At 39.0% G+C, this 19,064-nt stretch carries 19 protein-coding genes and 1 pseudogene; 10 read left to right on the top strand and 10 right to left on the bottom strand.

What is annotated here, in order from left to right; all coding sequences use genetic code 11:
* Positions 1–79 precede the first annotated feature (79 nt).
* The 6 genes from QMA00_RS14120 to merR form a co-directional block, all read right to left on the bottom strand.
* The gene (locus QMA00_RS14120) at positions 80–517 is read right to left on the bottom strand and encodes a MerR family transcriptional regulator (RefSeq protein ID WP_008110853.1); all 438 of its coding nucleotides are present in this window, start codon (positions 515–517) and stop codon (positions 80–82) included.
* Positions 518–630: 113 nt separating this feature from the next.
* Positions 631–2,070: a mercury(II) reductase gene (gene merA, locus QMA00_RS14115; RefSeq protein ID WP_008467329.1), complete on the bottom strand. Its 1,440-nt coding sequence runs from the start codon at positions 2,068–2,070 to the stop codon at positions 631–633.
* A gap of 20 nt (positions 2,071–2,090) precedes the next feature.
* Positions 2,091–2,510 (bottom strand): organomercurial transporter MerC, encoded by a 420-nt coding sequence (merC, locus tag QMA00_RS14110; RefSeq protein ID WP_008467331.1) that lies wholly within the window; start codon positions 2,508–2,510, stop codon positions 2,091–2,093.
* Positions 2,510–2,794 carry a mercury resistance system periplasmic binding protein MerP gene (gene merP, locus QMA00_RS14105; protein ID WP_008110847.1) on the bottom strand — a complete coding sequence of 95 codons (285 nt, stop codon included), beginning with the start codon at positions 2,792–2,794 and terminating at the stop codon, positions 2,510–2,512. Before merP ends, merC begins: the two co-directional genes overlap by 1 nt.
* Positions 2,795–2,840: 46 nt before the next feature.
* Positions 2,841–3,188, bottom strand: a complete 348-nt coding sequence (locus QMA00_RS14100; protein WP_008467333.1) for a mercuric transporter MerT family protein — start codon at positions 3,186–3,188, stop codon at positions 2,841–2,843.
* 190 nt (positions 3,189–3,378) lie between these two features.
* Positions 3,379–3,831, bottom strand: coding sequence for an Hg(II)-responsive transcriptional regulator (merR, locus tag QMA00_RS14095; RefSeq protein WP_008110844.1), 453 nt, complete (start codon positions 3,829–3,831; stop codon positions 3,379–3,381).
* A gap of 269 nt (positions 3,832–4,100) precedes the next feature.
* Between merR and QMA00_RS14090 the strand changes: the two genes are divergently transcribed.
* On the top strand, positions 4,101–4,724 hold the full coding sequence (locus QMA00_RS14090; protein WP_008467336.1) for a recombinase family protein: 624 nt from the start codon (positions 4,101–4,103) through the stop codon (positions 4,722–4,724).
* A gap of 35 nt (positions 4,725–4,759) precedes the next feature.
* On the opposite strand, the pseudogene QMA00_RS14085 reads toward QMA00_RS14090, so the two are convergent.
* Positions 4,760–5,167: pseudogene (locus tag QMA00_RS14085) on the bottom strand (ISAs1 family transposase); the annotation flags it as partial.
* Between the two features lie 169 nt (positions 5,168–5,336).
* On the opposite strand from QMA00_RS14085, the gene QMA00_RS14080 reads away from it, so the two are divergent.
* From QMA00_RS14080 to QMA00_RS14040, 9 genes are all read left to right on the top strand, one after another.
* Positions 5,337–5,684, top strand: a complete 348-nt coding sequence (locus tag QMA00_RS14080; RefSeq protein ID WP_016899519.1) for a hypothetical protein — start codon at positions 5,337–5,339, stop codon at positions 5,682–5,684.
* 104 nt (positions 5,685–5,788) lie between these two features.
* A complete protein-coding gene (locus QMA00_RS14075; RefSeq protein WP_016899518.1) occupies positions 5,789–7,027 on the top strand; it encodes a TolC family protein in 1,239 nt (412 codons plus the stop codon).
* 62 nt (positions 7,028–7,089) lie between these two features.
* A complete protein-coding gene (locus QMA00_RS14070; RefSeq protein WP_076923154.1) occupies positions 7,090–8,436 on the top strand; it encodes an efflux RND transporter periplasmic adaptor subunit in 1,347 nt (448 codons plus the stop codon).
* A 12-nt stretch (positions 8,437–8,448) separates the two neighbouring features.
* Positions 8,449–11,649 (top strand): CusA/CzcA family heavy metal efflux RND transporter, encoded by a 3,201-nt coding sequence (locus tag QMA00_RS14065; protein WP_016899516.1) that lies wholly within the window; start codon positions 8,449–8,451, stop codon positions 11,647–11,649.
* Between the two features lie 199 nt (positions 11,650–11,848).
* On the top strand, positions 11,849–13,462 hold the full coding sequence (locus tag QMA00_RS14060) for a phosphoethanolamine--lipid A transferase (RefSeq protein WP_016899515.1): 1,614 nt from the start codon (positions 11,849–11,851) through the stop codon (positions 13,460–13,462).
* Positions 13,463–14,365: a cation diffusion facilitator family transporter gene (locus tag QMA00_RS14055; RefSeq protein ID WP_016899514.1), complete on the top strand. Its 903-nt coding sequence runs from the start codon at positions 13,463–13,465 to the stop codon at positions 14,363–14,365.
* Positions 14,352–15,083, top strand: a complete 732-nt coding sequence (locus tag QMA00_RS14050) for a phosphatase PAP2 family protein (protein WP_002962876.1) — start codon at positions 14,352–14,354, stop codon at positions 15,081–15,083. Before QMA00_RS14055 ends, QMA00_RS14050 begins: the two co-directional genes overlap by 14 nt.
* A complete protein-coding gene (locus QMA00_RS14045; RefSeq protein WP_010554758.1) occupies positions 15,073–15,450 on the top strand; it encodes a diacylglycerol kinase in 378 nt (125 codons plus the stop codon). The genes QMA00_RS14050 and QMA00_RS14045 overlap by 11 nt, the downstream gene beginning before the upstream one ends.
* Positions 15,451–15,492: 42 nt before the next feature.
* A complete protein-coding gene (locus QMA00_RS14040; RefSeq protein ID WP_008467353.1) occupies positions 15,493–15,795 on the top strand; it encodes a hypothetical protein in 303 nt (100 codons plus the stop codon).
* 957 nt (positions 15,796–16,752) lie between these two features.
* Here the strand turns inward: QMA00_RS14040 and QMA00_RS14035 are convergent.
* The 3 genes from QMA00_RS14035 to QMA00_RS14025 form a co-directional block, all read right to left on the bottom strand.
* The gene (locus tag QMA00_RS14035; RefSeq protein ID WP_076923268.1) at positions 16,753–18,234 is read right to left on the bottom strand and encodes an IS66 family transposase; all 1,482 of its coding nucleotides are present in this window, start codon (positions 18,232–18,234) and stop codon (positions 16,753–16,755) included.
* Between the two features lie 80 nt (positions 18,235–18,314).
* Positions 18,315–18,665: an IS66 family insertion sequence element accessory protein TnpB gene (gene tnpB, locus QMA00_RS14030; protein ID WP_016899347.1), complete on the bottom strand. Its 351-nt coding sequence runs from the start codon at positions 18,663–18,665 to the stop codon at positions 18,315–18,317.
* Positions 18,662–19,003 carry a hypothetical protein gene (locus QMA00_RS14025; RefSeq protein ID WP_008467385.1) on the bottom strand — a complete coding sequence of 114 codons (342 nt, stop codon included), beginning with the start codon at positions 19,001–19,003 and terminating at the stop codon, positions 18,662–18,664. The genes tnpB and QMA00_RS14025 overlap by 4 nt, the downstream gene beginning before the upstream one ends.
* Positions 19,004–19,064: the final 61 nt, after the last annotated feature.

The raw sequence follows: 19,064 nt of genomic DNA, 5'->3' as shown, positions 1-19,064 counted from the left end.
ATATATACAAGCTAACATTGATAGAAAACAGATAAGCTAACAAGTTTTTAGTCGAGCCATGAACTGTTCTATAATTGTTCTAATTGCAAAACTCTTCAATTTGGTTTGTTACTAGATTTAAAAATACTTTTCTATGCTCGATTTTAGTAAGTAGCAGCTTTTGGATGTCTTCAGGAACTTTTCTTTCTCCTGCATCTATTGCCATTAGTAATGGCTTGATATCAACTACAAGAAGACCTGCCGCCCTTGCTGCTCGAATGAACTTTAATCTCTTTAATGCACATAAGCCGTAAAGTGAATGGCCTGACTTAGTTTTTTCTTCGCAGTGTACTAAGTTCTCAAGAACATAATTTCTTACCGTATGGACAGATGTTTGTGCAGCTAGTGCCAGTTGAGAAATACTCAAAGGAAAATCCAACGCATCATCATCACTACTAATGAACTTATTGATGTCAGGTATCTCTGTCAAAAAACTGACTTCACCAACAGGAATGTTTTCAACCTTAGATTTAATCATGATTTAGCATGCTTCCAATTTGTGTTGTTAATGGAATGCCTTAAGATATCTTGATTACATTCAATCAATTGGCACTCCATTAACATTTCTGTAAGTACATTACCGTTAAATGATTACCCTGCGCAGCAAGATAGCTCTTTAACGTCTTTGCTAAAGGTTTGAGCGCATAACTTCAATCCTTCAACCATCGTCAAATACGGAAATAGTTGACCTGCCAATTCTTCGACTGTCATTTTATTATGAATAGCAAGAGCCGCACTTTGAATCAGTTCTCCGCCTTCATGGGCTAAAATTTGTGCGCCTATCAGTTTTCCCGTGGATTCTTCAGCTACCAACTTGATAAAACCATCCGTTTCAAAATTTGCTAAAGCTCTTGGTACGTTTTCCATATCAAGTACACGACTTATCGTATTTATTCCTACCGCTGAAGCTTGTACTTCGGTTAGACCTACCGTAGCAACTTGTGGGTCGGTGAATATAACAGCAGGCATGGTAGATAAGTCGAGTTGCGCATTTCCACCTGTCATATTAATTCCAGCCCTACTTCCGGCAGCAGCAGCAACATAAACAAATTGTGGCATATTGGAGCAATCTCCAGCGGCATAAATGTTAGCTGTTGATGTTTCCATCATACTATTAACAACAATGGCACCACTTTTATCTGTTTCAACACCAACATTTTCTAAACCAAGCTTTCCAGTATTTGCATGGCGACCCGTAGAGATAAGCAATTTTTCAGCGATTAATGTTCCTTCGTTAGTTTCCAATGAAAAACCATTGCTATCATAAGAAACATGACTTGCTTGCGTATTATTAAGTACCCTAATACCTTCTTTTTCAAAGCACTCTGCCAGTTTTTCACCTAATAACGGATCTTCAGCATATAAAAGGGTATGTCTGGCTAGAATTGTCACACGGCTACCTAAACGGGCATAAGCTTGCGCAATTTCCAGAGCAACAACGGAGGAGCCGATGACAACTAGACTACTCGGTAACTCTTCTGCAAATAAGGCTTCTGTTGATGTCCAATAAGGTGTATCAACTAAACCCTTAATTGGCGGAATGCTTGGTGTAGAGCCTGTTGCAATTAAAATGCGATCTGCAACCAGCTCTTCTTCACTACCATCAGACTTGTGAACTAGCAAGGTATTTTGATTTTTAAAACGTGCATAACCTTTAAGTAAAGATAGCGCGGGATTACTCTCTAAAATACGTTGATATTTAGCATCGCGTAGTTCTTCGACGCGAGCGTTTTGCTGATGTGCTAATAAGGAGCGGCTAAGTTGTGGCTGAATATTTTCTAAACCATCAAACGGGTTAGTACGTTGCTGATGCGCTAATTGCGCAGCACGGATCAATATTTTTGAAGGAACACAGCCGACATTTACACAGCAACCTCCGATTACATCGGCTCCTTCAATGATAGTAACTCTTGCTCCGCCTTCTGCTGCTTTAATCGCACTGGCAAAGGCCCCTGAACCACTACCAATAATGGCTACATGTAATTGTTCTGGCTGGATGTCATTTGACGAGCAACAACTATTCGTTGACATATTTTATTCCTCTTAAAAAGTTAAGCGGTACAAGTTTCATCATCACAGCGTTTATTCGCAGGAGAAACCATGTCCCAAATTGATACAGCAACCATTAGTCCTAGCCCCGTATAAGTAACGTATGAACTCCACCCGTACTGGAACCAAGGGTATAAAGAGAGTAAAACCAAAATGGGGCCAATTGAACCGATAAAACTACGGTGCCATTGACGATGGCTAAACCAGCCTAAGATATTCATTGCCAGCGCTAATACTGCAAACAGTGGTAACAACGTATTGATAAATACCCCTTCCCACTGACTAAGAAATCCCATCCCAATTGCCGCACCAAGACTAGCTATCGCGGGAAAACACATGGCGCATCCCATTGCCGAAACAAGTGCACCTATAGAGCCTGCTTTATCTCCGATACGCGTAACTAGTTCTAAGGGGCTAAACATTACTTATTTTCACTTTTTAAATTTGAAGGGTAGCCAGCGTTGGTAGTCGCTGCAATTAATGCATTGATGTTGGTTTTAGTGTCATCAAAAGAAACAACAGCTAGCTTAGGCTTGTAGGTAACTTTCGCATTTTCAACGCCATCAACATTTTCTAATGACTTTTTAACTGTGATTGGACATGTCGCACAGTTCATCGTTGGCACTTCCAGTGTAACTGTTTTTACTTCAGCAAAAGCACCAAAACTAGAAAGTGAAAGCAGTGCGGTTAATAATAATTTTTTCATAATTAGCTCCAAATTTTAAAATGTTATAAATTTCTTGATCTGTATATTAAGCAAACAAAAGTATCCAATAATTACTGGTCACTAAAATTGTCGCAACTATAACGCTCAGCCAGAAAATTACTTTTCGTTGTTGCTGTTTCTTAGGAATTGCACAGGCCGTTCCCGGCTCACACTCTTCTACAGGACGGTAAATTTTCCAACCTGAGTAACCAAACAACAACACTACAAATGCGATAAATAATGGCCTATAGGGTTCAAATGCAGTTAAATTACCAATCCATGAGCCACTTACCCCAAGTAATAACAGGAGCAAAGGACCTACACAGCATACGCCTGCGCCTAATGCTGCTATGATGCCTCCTATCATTGGAAGGTTTGATTCTTTTTGATTCATATAGATACCTCATTAAGTGATAATGCAAGTGTATTGCATGTACCTAAGTACGGAGTCAAGGGTGATTTATAAAAAATTTATCTTTGATAATCTGCTACGACAGATACGGGGAATAAGCTAACTTGAATTAAGGCGCAGAAGTAAAATTGGATATGCTGTTTTAGTGGGAAATGGTAGTTAAGTGAATCATTTACTTCGGTTGCAACGAATCAATTATTGGGCAGTGGCTATCGTCATCATTATTTTGGCATTGTCCTAAATGTTCTTCCAAAGCGTGTTCTAACAACAACAAGTCAGCCATCTTTTTTTGTACTGCGATCAGTTTTTTATTAGCTAATTCTTGTACTTTACTACATGGACTATCGTTTAACGCAAGTAACCCTTCAATCTCATTTAGCGTAAAACCTAATTCTTGAGAACGCTTGATAAAATGTATTCTATTTACCGTTTCTTTCGGGTAATGTCTATAGCCCTGCATAGGCTTTGGTGGTTGTTTAATTAAGCCTTTGCGTTCATAAAAGCGAATTGTTTCGACATTTACACTCAGTTCTTTAGCCAACATACTTATGGTTCGTTTAGACACGTTATCAATTACCTTACTGACTTTTTGTTTACTTACTTTATATCTAATTAAAGTGACCATCAATGAATACCAGTTTAAACATCGCTAATTGATTTTGTTTTTTCTTCTATTAAATAAGTAAAGTTACCGTTGTTACAACAATATTAAACCACAACAATGTATGGTTTATCCTTTTTCATTATCAAAGTCCAAATTAGTGTTATTACATGCAGTTCTACATGAGTACACCCTAAAGATACTGTTAATATATCACAGGCAATTACGTAATGACACCACTTAAATAAACCTATATGATATGACACCATCTAAATAGACCTAATTAGGCAAAAATGTTCATAAGAGCATATTTACGAGCATCAACTTCTGAGCAAGATGCAAATAGAGCAAAAAGCTCATTAAAAAAATTCGTTTCTGGCTTCAGCAAACGAATTGCTTCTTTTTATATAGAAAATAAATCTGGTAATTCTTTAGATAGACCAGAGCTAATTCGTTTATTGGATGAATCAGAGTCCGGTGATGTTTTGTTAGTTGAATCAATCGATCGTTTAACAAGGCTAAGCCCTGATGATTGGAAAACTCTTGTAGCCTCAATAAATGAAAAAGGAATTAGTGTTGTTAGTTTAGATCTACCAACCAGTCATTTAACATTTGGCAGTTTTCCAAGTGATGATTTTATGAGATCAATACTTAGTGCTATTAATAATATGCTGTTAGAAATATTAGCGGCCAGTGCATATAAAGAATATCGAGAACGTGAACGTAAGCAAAAAGAAGGTATTGTAAAAGCACAGCAAAAGGGACTTTATCACGGTCGTCAGCCTGATTTAGAGGCTCATGATAGGATTGCCTCGTTTACTGAAGCTGGATTTAGTATTAATAAAACGGCTGAAGCAGTTGGAGTTAGTCGAAGTACGGTAATTAGAGTTAGAAAAAAGCTTAAAAATTTAGACTAAGGTTAATTTCGAGGGGATGGGCGCAAAACCCCTAATTGGTGTTGGCAGCTCCATGCGCTGACGGTATGTAAGGCACTTTTTCTATCTTTGGTTGTAAATGAACGACGTGCTGTTTTTCCATCAATGGCAATGATATCAGCACCAGTGGTTTCAATAAGTGATGATATCCAAGATTGAAATGAATGCTCTATTTCATCTGATTTTAACCGACAAATGACACGGGCAATGGTGTCGTGTCTTGGGATACCCTCTTTGAAAGCGCCATATTTTTTTAACCAATCAAGTTTTAGATGCCCAAAATCTTCAATATCCTCCCATCCTTCTGCGCCGGAGAGTACAGCACTAATGGCTAAGAGGAGAATATCGATAAGTTCATGCTTTTTACAGCGTTCAATGCGAGGATCGGTAATTGAATCAAAGTGTTTCAGAAAAGTAGCGCTCATATTAAGTGACCAAGGTGATTATAATGCCTTGATCTGATCGCTACTTGTTCTAGAAGTTCAATTTATAATGATCTTGCCGTGGATTGTCCTGTATAAACTACTTAATTTGATTGACTTGAGTGGGTTTCTTGACTACCATGTTTTTTAAAATTTTGATGTTAGAGTAAAAATGAAAAATACTTGGATTAGTTTGTTAGTAGTACTATCGATTGCATTGCAGTCGTTTGCTTCTGTGGCTAATTCAAATGAAAGTCATCAGATTGACTCTCTACATATTCAAACAGAACATTCCCATGATAGTGAAGATATTGAACTTTTCGATGAATCATCTGACACTGAACATAATATTAAAGATTGCCATCATTGTGGTCACTGTCAAGGCACTCACACACAGTGGGTTGCCAGTAATAAATCTACACTACAGACCCCTAAACTTATTATTACAAATCAATATTTTTATGCTGTTCATGTAGATAAAATATTCACTGAAGAACCTATACGCCCCCCAATCGTTTAATTTAGTTTTAAAGCTATATTCGTAACAAATTTATTCTTAACTAGCGCTTAATGTAGCCTAGTTGGTTTAGTTGCGGCATTTTATTATTAAATTAAGAGATTATTATGAAATTTTTCTCAGCAAAATCTACTGGAATCGCATTATTTATCGGCTTTTCAGCAAGTTTATCTGTTAGTAGCTTCGCTTTTGCTAAGCCAACGCTATCGAGTGACTGGCTCGATCGGCAAATCAATAAACACCCTGATATTGTCTCAGCACGTGAACTCATGAATGCTGAATTTTCCAAAGCACAGGGCAGTAAGTTACCACTTTACAACCCAGAACTATCGACAGGTTACGAGCGTGAAGGTGACGGAAATAATTACAATATTGGTATTAGCCAAACGATTGACTTGTGGGATAAGCAGGCTGTTAATGCTGCTATCGGCGATAAAATATTAACGGCGGCCAGTAAACAATTCACTTATGCGATAGAGCAGAAAAAAGCACAAGCCTTAAAAGCACTTATTAATTGGCAACTTGCCATGGATAAGTCGTCACTTGCTTTTGAACAAGAGCAACAGTTAGAAACCTTGCTTAAAATTGTAACTAAAAGGCAGAAAGCTGGCGATCTTGGTCAGGTTGATGCTGAGTTAACTTTCTTGAATTTGTCGCAAATGCTTAATAAAACGGCCCAAATACAAGCACAGTTAACACAAGCTCAAGCCAAGGTTAATGAGTTGTTGCCTGATTGGCGTCCTGATACACAAGCATATCCAGAGCAGGGCTTAGGCGTTACAAACTTTCAAGTAGCTGAGCAGTGGTTAACGCAGCACCCGCAAGTATTAGCCTCTCAAGCACTGTGGCAAATGCAAAAAAGTAAAGCTCAATATGCCATGCTTGAAACCAAAGCCGATCCTACCATTGGAATTAGTACCGGAAAAAATGATGTCGATAATGTTGTCGGAGTTACTTTTTCTATGCCGTTAAATATTCGTAATGATTACCAAGCTAATGCCAAAGCACAAAACCAACAAGCTATCGCCGCAGAAGCAAATTTTCGTTCAGTAATGCGTAAGCAAAAGTATTTGATACAGGCAAGTACTGCCTCACTAATCTCTAATAAAAAATACCTTGACCGTTGGCAACAGTTAATGCAAGGACGCGGCGAACACAGCGCGCAGTTATTGCAAAAACAATGGCAAGTAGGTGATTTAAATACCTCGGATTATTTATTGGCATTACAACAAAGAGCGGAAGGTTTATACGCGGGCATTGAATTACAAGCCCAGTTCAAAATAAGCGAAGTGCAATGGCTACTCGATGTAGGCCAATTAAATGCGGCAACTAAGCTATTAAACTAAACCTATTATATCACTTTACGCGGCTTGATGAGCGTGAATTGTTACAGAATTTGGAATTAAAAATGAAAAATAAAATAACTGATAAAACATCTCATAAAATAGTGAAAAAAATAAAACTCATTACCCTAAGTAGTTTATTTACTGGCTTAGCTGTCGTGTCAACTACGGCATTATCATATAACGATGCCGCTCTAGAAAAAACGCCAGCAGTAGAGCAATCCATCGTATTAAAAACTGACCATGATCATGACTCTGAAAGTGAAGAAGTGCATGACGAAAGTGGTCATGAACATGGTAGTGATGAAAGCAAAGACGACCATGCTGCGGAGGAGAAATCTGATGACGGTCATGACCATGGTAGTGAAACAGCGAGTAAAGAAACAGCTGAAGAAGAACATGAAGAAGGCATAAGTTTTAGTCCAGAAAAAATGGCACTGGCCAATATCAAAGTGACTAACTTAAAGCCGGCAATTTTTGCTAAAAGTATCTATGCACCAGGAGAAATAAAAGCGAACGGTTATACCAGTTACATTGTCTCTTCACGTACTGAATCGGTAGTGATCAGTCGTCATGCTATTTTAGGTGAACATGTGACTAAGGGTCAGTCTTTAGTTACCTTATTTAGTGAATCAATGGCCGAAGCACAAGCACAATATCGTGTTGCTTACAGTGAGTGGCAACGAACTAAAAAATTGGGCCTTGGCACCGTCAGTGAAAGCCGCCTATTAGCCAGTGAATCAGATTACATTTCAGCTTATGGTCGATTAACTGCCTTTGGTTTAACCAAAGCAGCCATTAAAGATATTGTAAAAAACAACTCATCAAATCTTGGTGAATATACCTTAGTCGCTCAGCGCTCTGGTGTGGTTTTAAGTGATGATTTCTCTCAAGGACAACGTGTGCCTGCCGGTGAAAAAATCATGGTATTGGCTGATGAAAAAGACTTATGGGTTGAAGCGCGTGTTTCGCCAAATAAAAAATTAAGTCTTCCTATTGGCACCATTGCAAAAGTTGAGTTTGCCGGGCAAGTGCATGTTGCCAAGGTCATTCAAGAAGCACATACCATTGATCCAAGTACGCGTACCCGAATCGTTAGACTGTCGGTTGAAAATACTGATGACAGTTTGCATTCAGGCATGTTTGTTAATGTAAATTTTCAGTTTGATACGCAAAGCCCTGTAATAGCAGTACCAGAAACAGCATTAATGCGTGGTGCCGATGGTGATTGGACGGTATTTGTTGAAGACCATCCTGGTGAATTTAAAGCCGTTGAAGTTGAATTAGGTCAGCCATTAGGCAATTACCGTCAAATTATCGGTATTGAGCCTAATACCCGTGTGGTAACAAAAGGTGCCTTTTTTGTTGCGTCAGAAATAGCAAAAGGCGGATTTGATCCGCACGGCCACTAGGGGAATAAGATTATGTTTAATAAAATGATTGATTGGTCGATCAATAATCGACTCTTAGTAATTATCGCCCTAATTGCTACTATGGCAGGCTCTGTTATGGTGATCCCAAAACTAAATTTAGATGCTTTTCCTGATGTAACCAATGTTCAGGTAGCGGTTAATACTGAAGCACCGGGCTTAGCCGCTGAAGAAGTAGAGCAGTTAATAACCTATCCCATTGAAGCAGTAATGTATGCGTTGCCTGATGTAGAGCAAGTACGCTCTATTTCAAAAACGGGTTTATCGGGTGTTACTGTTGTCTTTAAAGGAGGCACAGACATCTACTTTGCTCGCCAGTTAGTATTTGAGCGTTTACAAGCGGCAAAAGAGTTAATTCCGCAAGGCGTGGGCACACCAGCAATGGGACCTAACACCTCAGGTTTGGGTCAAGTTTTTCAGTATTTGTTAATTGCAGATAAAGATTCTGGTTATGATTCTATGACCTTAAGGAGCTTGAACGATTGGATAGTAAAGTTATTGGTTATGCCGGTAGATGGTGTTACCGACGTCTTATCTTTTGGCGGCAACGTCAGACAGTATCAAGTCAACATTGAGCCAAGTAAATTATTATCATATGAGTTAACGCAAGACGATATTGTTACTGCACTCGATAACAACAATGCCAATGTTGGCGGTTGGTACATGAACCGTGGACAAGATCAATTAGTTATTCGTGGCACAGGTTGGTTTAATAGTGGCGAAGCAGGTTTAGCTGATATTAGACAAGTACCGGTTAAAACGGTTGATGGTACTGTGGTGACTATCGAAGATGTAGCCAAGGTTTCGCTGGGTAGTGAAATACGCCAAGGCGCAGTTACTATGACGCGCAGAGATGCACAGGGTAACATTGAAAACTTAGGTGAAGTGGTTTCAGGTATCGTATTGAAACGTATGGGCGCAAATACTAAAGCGACAATCGACGGTATAAGTGCACGTATTCCAATGATCAACCAAGCACTACCTGAAGGCGTACGTTTTGAACCTTTCTACGATCAGGCAGATTTAATTACTAAAGCAGTTGATACTGTAGTGCAAGCATTAGCGCTGGCATTTATATTTATCGTTATCGTACTTGCTCTGTTTTTAATGAACTTACGCGCAACCTTTTTAGTGTTAATTTCAATTCCTATTTCAATCGCTATCGCCTTAATGGTGATGTCTTGGATAGGTTTATCGGCAAACTTAATGTCGTTAGGTGGTATCGCTGTTGCTATTGGTATGTTGGTTGATGGCTCTGTTGTGATGGTTGAAAACATGTTCAAACACCTTAATAGACCTGATTCAACACATTACAAAAATGCGCAAGCGAGAACGTTAGGCACAGATGCTGATCCCCACGATGTAGAACATGATAAAGAAGGCATTCCTCTACGATTAAAAGAAGCAGGAAAAGAAGTTGCACGCCCGGTATTTTTTGCTGCCTCTATTATTTTAGTGGTATTTACACCGTTATTTAGCTTTGAAGGAGTGGAAGCTAAATTGTTCCAGCCGATGGCTATCAGTATTATTTTAGCGGTTATTTCGGCTATTTTAGTGGCACTGTTTGTGGTTCCAGCCTTAGCAACCTTTATGTTTAATAAAGGCGTTAAAGAAAGAGAAAGTTTTGTCTTAAAACCATTAGATAAGCTTTATCGAAAAGGCCTCAAAGCCGCGATGAAACACACGAAAGTAGTTATTATTGCTTCATTATTGTTACTTGTGGGTGCAGCATCTTTAATACCTCAAATAGGGACTGAATTTGTACCAGAATTAGAAGAGGGTACCATTAACCTAAGAGCAACATTAGCGCCATCAGCAAGTTTAGAAACAGCCTTGTCGGTTGCTCCAATTCTTGAAGAAAAGTTAATGGAGTTCCCCGAAGTTGAATATACCCTAAGTCGAATTGGACGTGCTGAAATCGGCGGTGATCCTGAACCAGTTAATAACATCGAAATTTACATTGGCTTAAAACCTGTTTCAGAATGGACAAGTGCCAAAAATCGCGTTGAATTACAAGGTTTAATGGAAGAGAAACTTGAGCAATTCCCAGGGTTATTACTTAACTTTTCACAGCCCATAGCGACTCGTGTAGATGAATTACTGTCAGGAGTTAAAGCGCAACTTGCCATTAAATTGTTTGGACCAGAATTAGATATGTTGGCGAGCAAAGGTCAAGAAATTGAAGCGGCAATCAAACAAATTGATGGCGCAAGAGATGTAGCCTTAGAGCAAATCGCTGGTGAAGCACAGTTAGTGATTAAACCGAAAAGACAGCAATTGTCACGTTTTGGTTTTTCAGTTGGCGATGTCATGGAAGTGGTTAAAAACGGTATCGGTGGCGTTAGCGCTGGCCAAATAATCAATGGCAATGAACGTTATGATATTTATGTTCGCATTGAAGAAAAATACCGTGATAACCAAGAAGCTATTGCAGATCTGAGAATACAATCACCTACGGGTGCTTGGGTACGTTTAGGCGATATTGCTACCGTCAGTTTTGAATCTGGCCCACCACAAGTGCGACGTGATGATGTACAGCGACGCGTGGTAATTCAAGCCAATGTTCAAGGTCGAGACATGGGAAGTGTTGTTAGCGACATTCGTGCAGTTATTGATAGCAAAGTAGATTTACCTGCAGGTTATTCTGTAGTGATTGGTGGTCAATTTGAAAACCAACAACGTGCGCAGCAGCGACTATCAGTGGTAGTGCCTCTATCATTGGCACTAATTGCCTTGCTACTTTATTTCGCCTTTGGCTCTGTTGGTCAAGCGATGCTTATTTTAGTGAATGTACCCTTGGCCGTTATAGGTGGTATTTTCTCACTGTATATTTCAGGTCAATACTTGTCAGTGCCAAGTTCAGTCGGCTTTATCACTTTGTTTGGTGTCGCCGTGCTTAATGGTGTAGTCATGGTAGAAAGCATTAACCAGCTGGTAAAAGATGGTATAGACACCTCAAAAGCTGTTTTTGATGGGGCAGTATCTCGTTTACGTCCAGTATTAATGACCGCCATTACTTCTGCGTTAGGTTTAATTCCAATGCTGATGTCCAATGGAGTTGGCGCTGAAATTCAACGACCACTGGCGAGTGTTATTGTTGGCGGTTTGGTTACTGCAACGTTACTCACCTTGTTTGTGTTACCGGTTTTATATGCTTGGTTCTCAAAAGCCAAAATCAAAGATCTTAGAGACTAACGCGCTAGATAACTTAGTGACTTACTCATTAACTTACAAATTAATAAAGTAAGTAACTAATTTGATAGCACTATAAATCGCTACTAGCTAAGCTCTTGTCAAAAGCAGGGCTTAGCCAGTCATTTTCACTCGATGCAGAGATTCAATAGTAGGCTTTTATTAGCTTCGAATTTTTGCATCCTAAATTTAGGGAATAATGATGAAAAAGCTGTCGTTTTTCAATTATTCGCCAAACCTCCTTATTATCGCCACCGTGCTATTTATTATAGTGACGGGCAATTCTACATTTTTTGAACAAGTTAATTCGGTATACCCGTGGCAAGATAATCAAGGTTTTATTATCGCGCTGACTCTTGTGGTAATGAGTGTATTAACCATTATTGTGTCATTTTTCAGTATTATCATTCCCGTTCGAATAGTACTGAGCAGTCTTTTACTCTTATCTGCCATGGCTGGTTATTATACCGATAGCTTTGGCACCATCATTGATAATGTAATGATTCAAAACATTGCTGAAACGAATATCGATGAAGCAACTGACTTACTGTCATTTGAGTATTTTTTAACTGTTTTGTTGTTAGCCATAGTACCTATAGCTTGCCTTTTTATGGTCAAAATAGATAAATCGTCATGGACAAAAAACTGTTGGCTACAAATAAGTAATACCATCATGGCACTTGGTGTAATTACTGTTTCACTTTATATTTTTAGTGCTCAATTCACTAATTTCTTTAGAGAACACAAGCCATTAAGATTTTACTTAAATCCTATCTATCCCATTTACTCTACGGGATTTTTCCTCAAGGACGTGCTTGAACAGCAAGAAAATAACGAATTTTTAATGGTAGTAAACTCTGCCAATGATATTGATAAAGAGTCGCATAAAAAACTCTACATTGTCATTGTCGGTGAAACTGTCCATGCGGGTAATCTTTCTATAAATGGCTATAAACGAGAAACTACACCATTATTAGCTCAAAGAGATGATTTAATTAGTTTTGATAAATTCTATGCTTGTGGCACATCAACCGCGATTTCGGTCCCTTGTATGTTTTCATTCGATAACCGAGAGTCATTTGATAATAAAAAAGCACGGCGAACACAAAACGTATTAGATGTTATTTCCAAAGCCGGGGTAAGTGTCCTTTGGCGAGACAATAACTCTAGTTCAAAAGGCGTCGCAGATCGTGTCGAATACCAAAATTTCAAATCACCTGAGCTAAATTCAGTGTGCGATATAGAGTGTCGTGACATTGGTATGTTAGACGGTTTACAGGGGTATATTGATGATCAAGAAGGTAGTGTACTCATAGTGCTTCATCAAATGGGCAACCACGGCCCGGCATATTACAAACGATACCCCAAAGACTTTGAGAAGTTCACTCCTGCCTGTCAAACAAGCGAACTCTCCGCCTGTGAAACTAGCGAAATTGTTAATGCGTATGATAATGCCATTCTCTATACCGATTACTTTATCAATGAAACCATTAATTTATTAGAAGAGAACAATACCAACTTTGAAACTGCCATGTTTTATATTGGCGATCATGGTGAATCGTTAGGTAAGAACGGACTCTACTTACATGGTATGCCTTACATGCTGGCGCCTGAAGAACAGACTCATGTACCTTTAATTGCTTGGTTCGGCTCTTCATCACACGTTGATATGGAAAGTACGGTCAAACAAAGTAAAAAAGAAAGTTCTCACGATGCTTTTTCTTTTTCTTTACTACATGCGTTAAATATCAGCACAGATATGTCATTGCCTGAAAAAGCGCCATCACCACTATTTGTTATGCAAGAGGAAGAGTAAATGTCAAATAATAACCATACGCACAGCCATGCACATAACCATGACGGAAAATTAAGCATGGCAGTATTTATCAATATTTTACTTACTGTGGCCCAAGTTATCGGCGGGGTTTTATCAGGTAGTTTATCCTTGATTGCTGATGCGCTTCATAACCTCAGTGATGCAGGCGCTATCGTTATTGCGATTGTTGCGAGAAAAATTGCAAGAAAACCCGCTAATAGCCAAATGACTTTTGGTTTTAAACGGGCTGAAATTATCGGGGCATTAATCAACACTACTACCCTTATTATTCTTGGTATATATCTCATTTATGCCGCAGTTGAGAAGTACTTTAACCCTCAACCTATTGATGGTTGGATTGTTGTTTGGATTGCGACAATAGCCTTAGCGATTGATTCCATAACCGCGTGGTTGACTTATCAAGCAGGCGCGAAGAATAACTTGAATCTCAGAGCGGCATTTATTCATAATTTATCTGATGCCTTTGCTTCTGTCGTTGTCATTGTTGCGGGTAGTTTGATCATTTTATATCAATGGTATGTTGTCGATTTATTGGCAACCATACTTATCTCGGTTTATGTGGTGTACCACGGTATTATTTTAGCTAAGCAAAGTATTCGTATTTTAATGCAAGCGGTCCCCGTTGATATCGATATCGATAAGATTTGTAAGGATATCGAATCAATGGAGAATGTTGAAAAAGTAAGACACATTCATGTGTGGCAATTAGATGATAGCGAAGTGTATTTAGAAACCAGTGTTAACTTAAAAACGATGGAACAATTCCAAGATCTTAAGCCAATTAAAGATTTGCTCGCAGCTCAATACGGTATTCACCACTCGACCATAGAAGTGGTAGTAGGGAACACCTTGCAAATGGAGAATTGTTTTGAACTTGAGTAAACACCTGCTTTATTCAATGTATGCATTAACGCTTATTGCTTTTTTATTTGAAACAACAAATAGCGATATTTGGCTTCAAAATTTGTTATTCAATGCATCCAACCAAACGTGGTTAATTGATAAATATGAAGAGCCTTATCGTTTTATTTTTTACTTGTTGCCTAAATACAGCATTATTTTGTTGGCACTGTCGCTCATTGCTTTTTACGTTATCGCTTGTAGACGCAAGTACTCTAAGCACTTTCAAAAGCGATTATTAGTGGTTATTTTCTCTTTGATGTTAGTGCCGTCAGTCATCGGCGGTTTAAAAGCAACAACCAATGGTGCTTGTCCTGCGCAGCTTGAACTATATGGCGGCGATGTCCCTTATGTTAAGGCGTTTGAATTAATGCCTGAATCGTTTGAGTCAACTAAAAAGTACAAGTGCTTTCCTGCGGGTCATGCCAGCGGTGGTTTTGCCTTAATGTCATTATTCTTTTTGTTTTATCGTCCGAAATACCAATGTATTGCGATAGCGTTTGCTGTTTCTACTGGCTGGATTATGGGGAGTTATAAGATGGCGATAGGTGACCATTTTTTAAGTCACACACTAACAACGATGACGTTGTCATGGTTAATCATTTGTTTGATAGCCGCGGTAGTGTTTCGTACCTTACACTTTCCTAATTCCAAACCTAATGCTAAGAATAGCCAACAGGAGCCAATCAATGGGTACTAAGCAAAAGCCGACGGGAATAAAACGAATATACCTAGCAGCGGGGCATTCACTCAGAGCGTTTAAATGGCTGATAGCAAATGAAGCAGCGTTTAAACAAGAATTCTGGCTGTCAGTTCTTCTCGTTGTGGGCTGTTTATTCTTTCCATTTTCACTTTTTGAGTACGTGATTCTTTGGTGCGCTTTATTATTCGTATTGTTGGCAGAAATCTTCAATACCGCTATTGAGGCAGTAGTCGATAGAATTGGCGCGGAAATTCATCCGCTGTCAGGTTTAGCGAAAGACTTAGGCTCTTTGGCTGTGATGGTGAGCGTTATCATCGCAACTTTAATATGGGCTGGTGTATTTATTCAGCACTTGAGCTTATGAAGTGTAAATGTTATTAGAATGTATATAGCTATCAAATTCCTTATGAGTTGGATAACAAAAGGCAATATTGAGGAATTTAATGAACGCGATGCTATTACAACTATTAAAAAGCTAGAGCTTAAAAGGCAGCAATTAAAGTCTGAAGGCAATGGTAAAAAATTATCAACTGCAGAACTTAAACTGTTACTTTCTGCATACAATTACACTGGTAATGAGAAGCTATCTAATAAAATAGCTACAACCTTGATTGAAAGGCGTAATAACCGCGCAGAACAAGCATCCAGCAAAGAAGAAATAGATATTGCGAATAAACTGACTATAGATAATTTAGATATTCCATATTAAAAAGCATATTACATATTTTTGGTATGTGCTCTCAATAACACCAAAAATATGTAATGTAGACCTATTTTTAATAACTTCCCATAAAATACGACGAATATAGCCCTACAAATAAATAAAACACCAAGAATATGTTATGTACATACAAAGGTACAAGCTCTCAACACCAAAAATATGTTGCGTACATGCAAAGATATAAGCTCTCAACACCAAAAATATGTTACGTACATACAAAGATACAAGCTCTCAACACCAAAAAATATGTTACGTACATACAAAGATACAAGCTCTCAACACCAAAAATATGTTACGCATATACACAAATACAAACTTTCAACCTCAGAATTGTGTTAAATATATTAAAAAAGAGCTTAATCTATCATTTTGCATGCTAGCAATGAGACATATACTATAAAAATAGTGTATGTCGTCAGAACCTTATTCTAAAAAAGAACACCAAATATATGTAATCTAAACACCAAATATATGTAATCTAAACACCAAATATATGATCCGAAACACCAAATATATGATCTAAAACACCAAATATATGATCCGAAACACCAAATATATGATCTGCTATTGTATTTTTATCTTTTAATAACAATAACTTACAGACACCTATAGTTCTTATAGATCTTATAGTTTTAATAGATTTAATAGAATTAATAGGTACTGTGGATATGTGAATAAGTTAATGACGATTCTAACGAGTTAATTGGATCAACATCTTACTAACTCATTGGTGAAATAGTTAATAATCAAGACTAATTACTCTATTAAGCTACTATTAAAAAGAATTAAGCTTTAAAAACACTATGGAGTAACTAAATATCTGATCTTTGAAGCACCCCTTGATAAATCAAGGGGATTCTTGTCGTCAACGGTTTAAGCATTGTGATACTAGATCACTTTAGACTTCTAAAACCTCTTACAAGGTGAGCGTCTAGCGAACTACACCTATGTTTTAAAATTCCAGGGTAACAAGCTGTCGATATCGGGCTCAGGCTGGCACAGTTCATCAAGGCAAGCACAGATGTAATTAAATGGGATTAGACCATTTATCTTGGCGGTTTCCACAATGCTGTAAAGGGTGGCACTAGCATGGGCACCGTTAGCCGTTTGGCTAAATAACCAATTCTTTCGGCCTATCACAAACGGTTTTACCGCGCGTTCTGCTCTATTATTATCGATGCTAAGTCGGCCTTCATCAACATAGCGTATGAGCTTGTGCCATTGATTTGCCAGGTAATTAGCTGCCTCTATCAGTTTGCTGTTCCCCACTAAATTTGGCTGATCCTGCTCAAGCCATATTTTTAGCTTGCTAAGAATAGGCAGGCTAACCTCTTGTCTTGCCGTATATTTGTCATCCACACTTTTATCTTTGATGCGTGACTCAACGCCGTACAGTTTTTGGATAAGGCTCAATACCACATCCGCTTTGCCGGTTTTGTTTTTACCTTGTAGCTTTTTCGCGTCGATAAATTTACGACGAGCATGCGCCCAGCAGCCAATTAAGGTTGCCTCTGTTCTGGCATAGGCTTGATAGCCATCCACGTGCAAGTACCCTTGATATCCATCAAGATAATTGACCACGCAGGCGGCCGCGCGACTATTGTGGAAGTCGTAAAGTACGATATTAGGGATGGGATTATTCGGGTCTGGTGAATCTCGACCCGAGCAATACACCCACATGTAACTGTTTACTTTGTCCGATTTCACCACCTTTAATGGCGTTTCATCGGCAAACAGCGTGGGTTGCCTTAACAGCTCGGCTTTAAGCCGTTCAACTAATGGCGCGAAGAGTGAGGCTGATTTGTCTATCCAGCTGCTCATGGTCTGTCGACTGAGTTCAATACCGTATTGCTTAAACATCGCTTCCTGGCGATACAGCGGTAACCCGTATTGGTATTTACTGGTGATAAGCTGACTGAGCAAACTGCTGGTTGCAATGCCTTTGTTGATGGGCATGGCAGGCATTGAGGCTTGTTTAATCTGTGTCTGAGTTGAGGATTTATCACAGTGACGGCAGGCGTATTTAGGCCTAATATGCTCAATCACTTTGATTTTAGCGGGTATGAACTCAAGCTTTTCTGACTTATCTTCACCCATTTTATGTAGCTCACCGCCAAAGCAATCACAGGTTTTGTCGATGATGTCGTGAATAACCTGCTCACGAGGTAAGTCTTTTGGCAGTGGCTTACGCACCGGCTTTTTACGGGTATAGCTAATGGATTGTTGCTCTGCCTCAACTTCCTCAACAATTTCTTCCACTTCATTGAATAACTCGCCTTGCCCGGCAAAGCCTTCAGCACTTTTGCCGAATTGTTTTTGTTGGGCCAAGTTCCAGCGCTCTTCCAATGCCGCAATCTGGGCATCCTTCTGCGCTAACAGTTTTTCAAGTTCAGCAATGCGCTGTTTAAGGGCGAGTTCATTTTTCATGACGCCTATTTTAAGGCATCATCAAAGGCTTTGCAGTGCTAACTGAACTCACTTTGATGATCATCAATCGATCGCAAATATTAAAGCATTTGCTTACCTGCGACATCAATTTTACTGTGTCCAATCACATCATAACCCGATAATAACCAGTGTAATTGCTGCTCGCTTAAGGTCATGGTGGGTGACATGAGTTTGGGCCATTTGAACTTATGCTTATCTAATCGCTTATACCACAGTGCAAAACCGGTGTTATCCCAGTAAAGCAGTTTGAGTTTGTCACGGCCTTTATTACAAAACACAAATAGCGCACCACTGAGCACGGGTAGTTCAAGCTCTGCTTCCACCAACGCCCCCAGACCATTAATTGATTTTCGAAAATCAACGGCATCGGCACATAAATAGACGGTGGGTACATCAACGAACATCCTCATACCGTTAGCCCTTTAATAATGGCAACGATATCGGCCGTCGCTAAATCGATAGGAAACGTGAGTTGGCCGGTTAGCGTATCAAACTGCAGCGTATTTTGACGAGTTTGCGCGCAGACTTCAGTAGTTTGTTTTACCTGGACAAAACGTGATGATGTAAGGCACTGCGTGTGCACTGGCAAGGTGGAATTAGGCTGGTCTTTTGCCAGTAAAGCACGTTGTTTATAATAAGTCGTAATAGCGACATTATGGTGTTGGCAGAATTCAATATTAGTACCACTAAACGTACTGCGTTTCAGCAAAAGCTGCTGCCACTGTGCGCTTGTTCTGTAAGTTTTCATCACCTGTGCGTATTCTCATGACTTTGATCACCGATTCTCACCAGCTTTGATCGCTTGATTT

The organism is Pseudoalteromonas sp. APC 3694 (genome assembly GCF_030407565.1).
GTDB classification, from domain to species: Bacteria; Pseudomonadota; Gammaproteobacteria; order Enterobacterales; family Alteromonadaceae; genus Pseudoalteromonas; species Pseudoalteromonas tetraodonis.
Note: the sequence above shows the minus strand (reverse complement) of the source record. Positions and strands in the feature narration are given on the sequence as shown.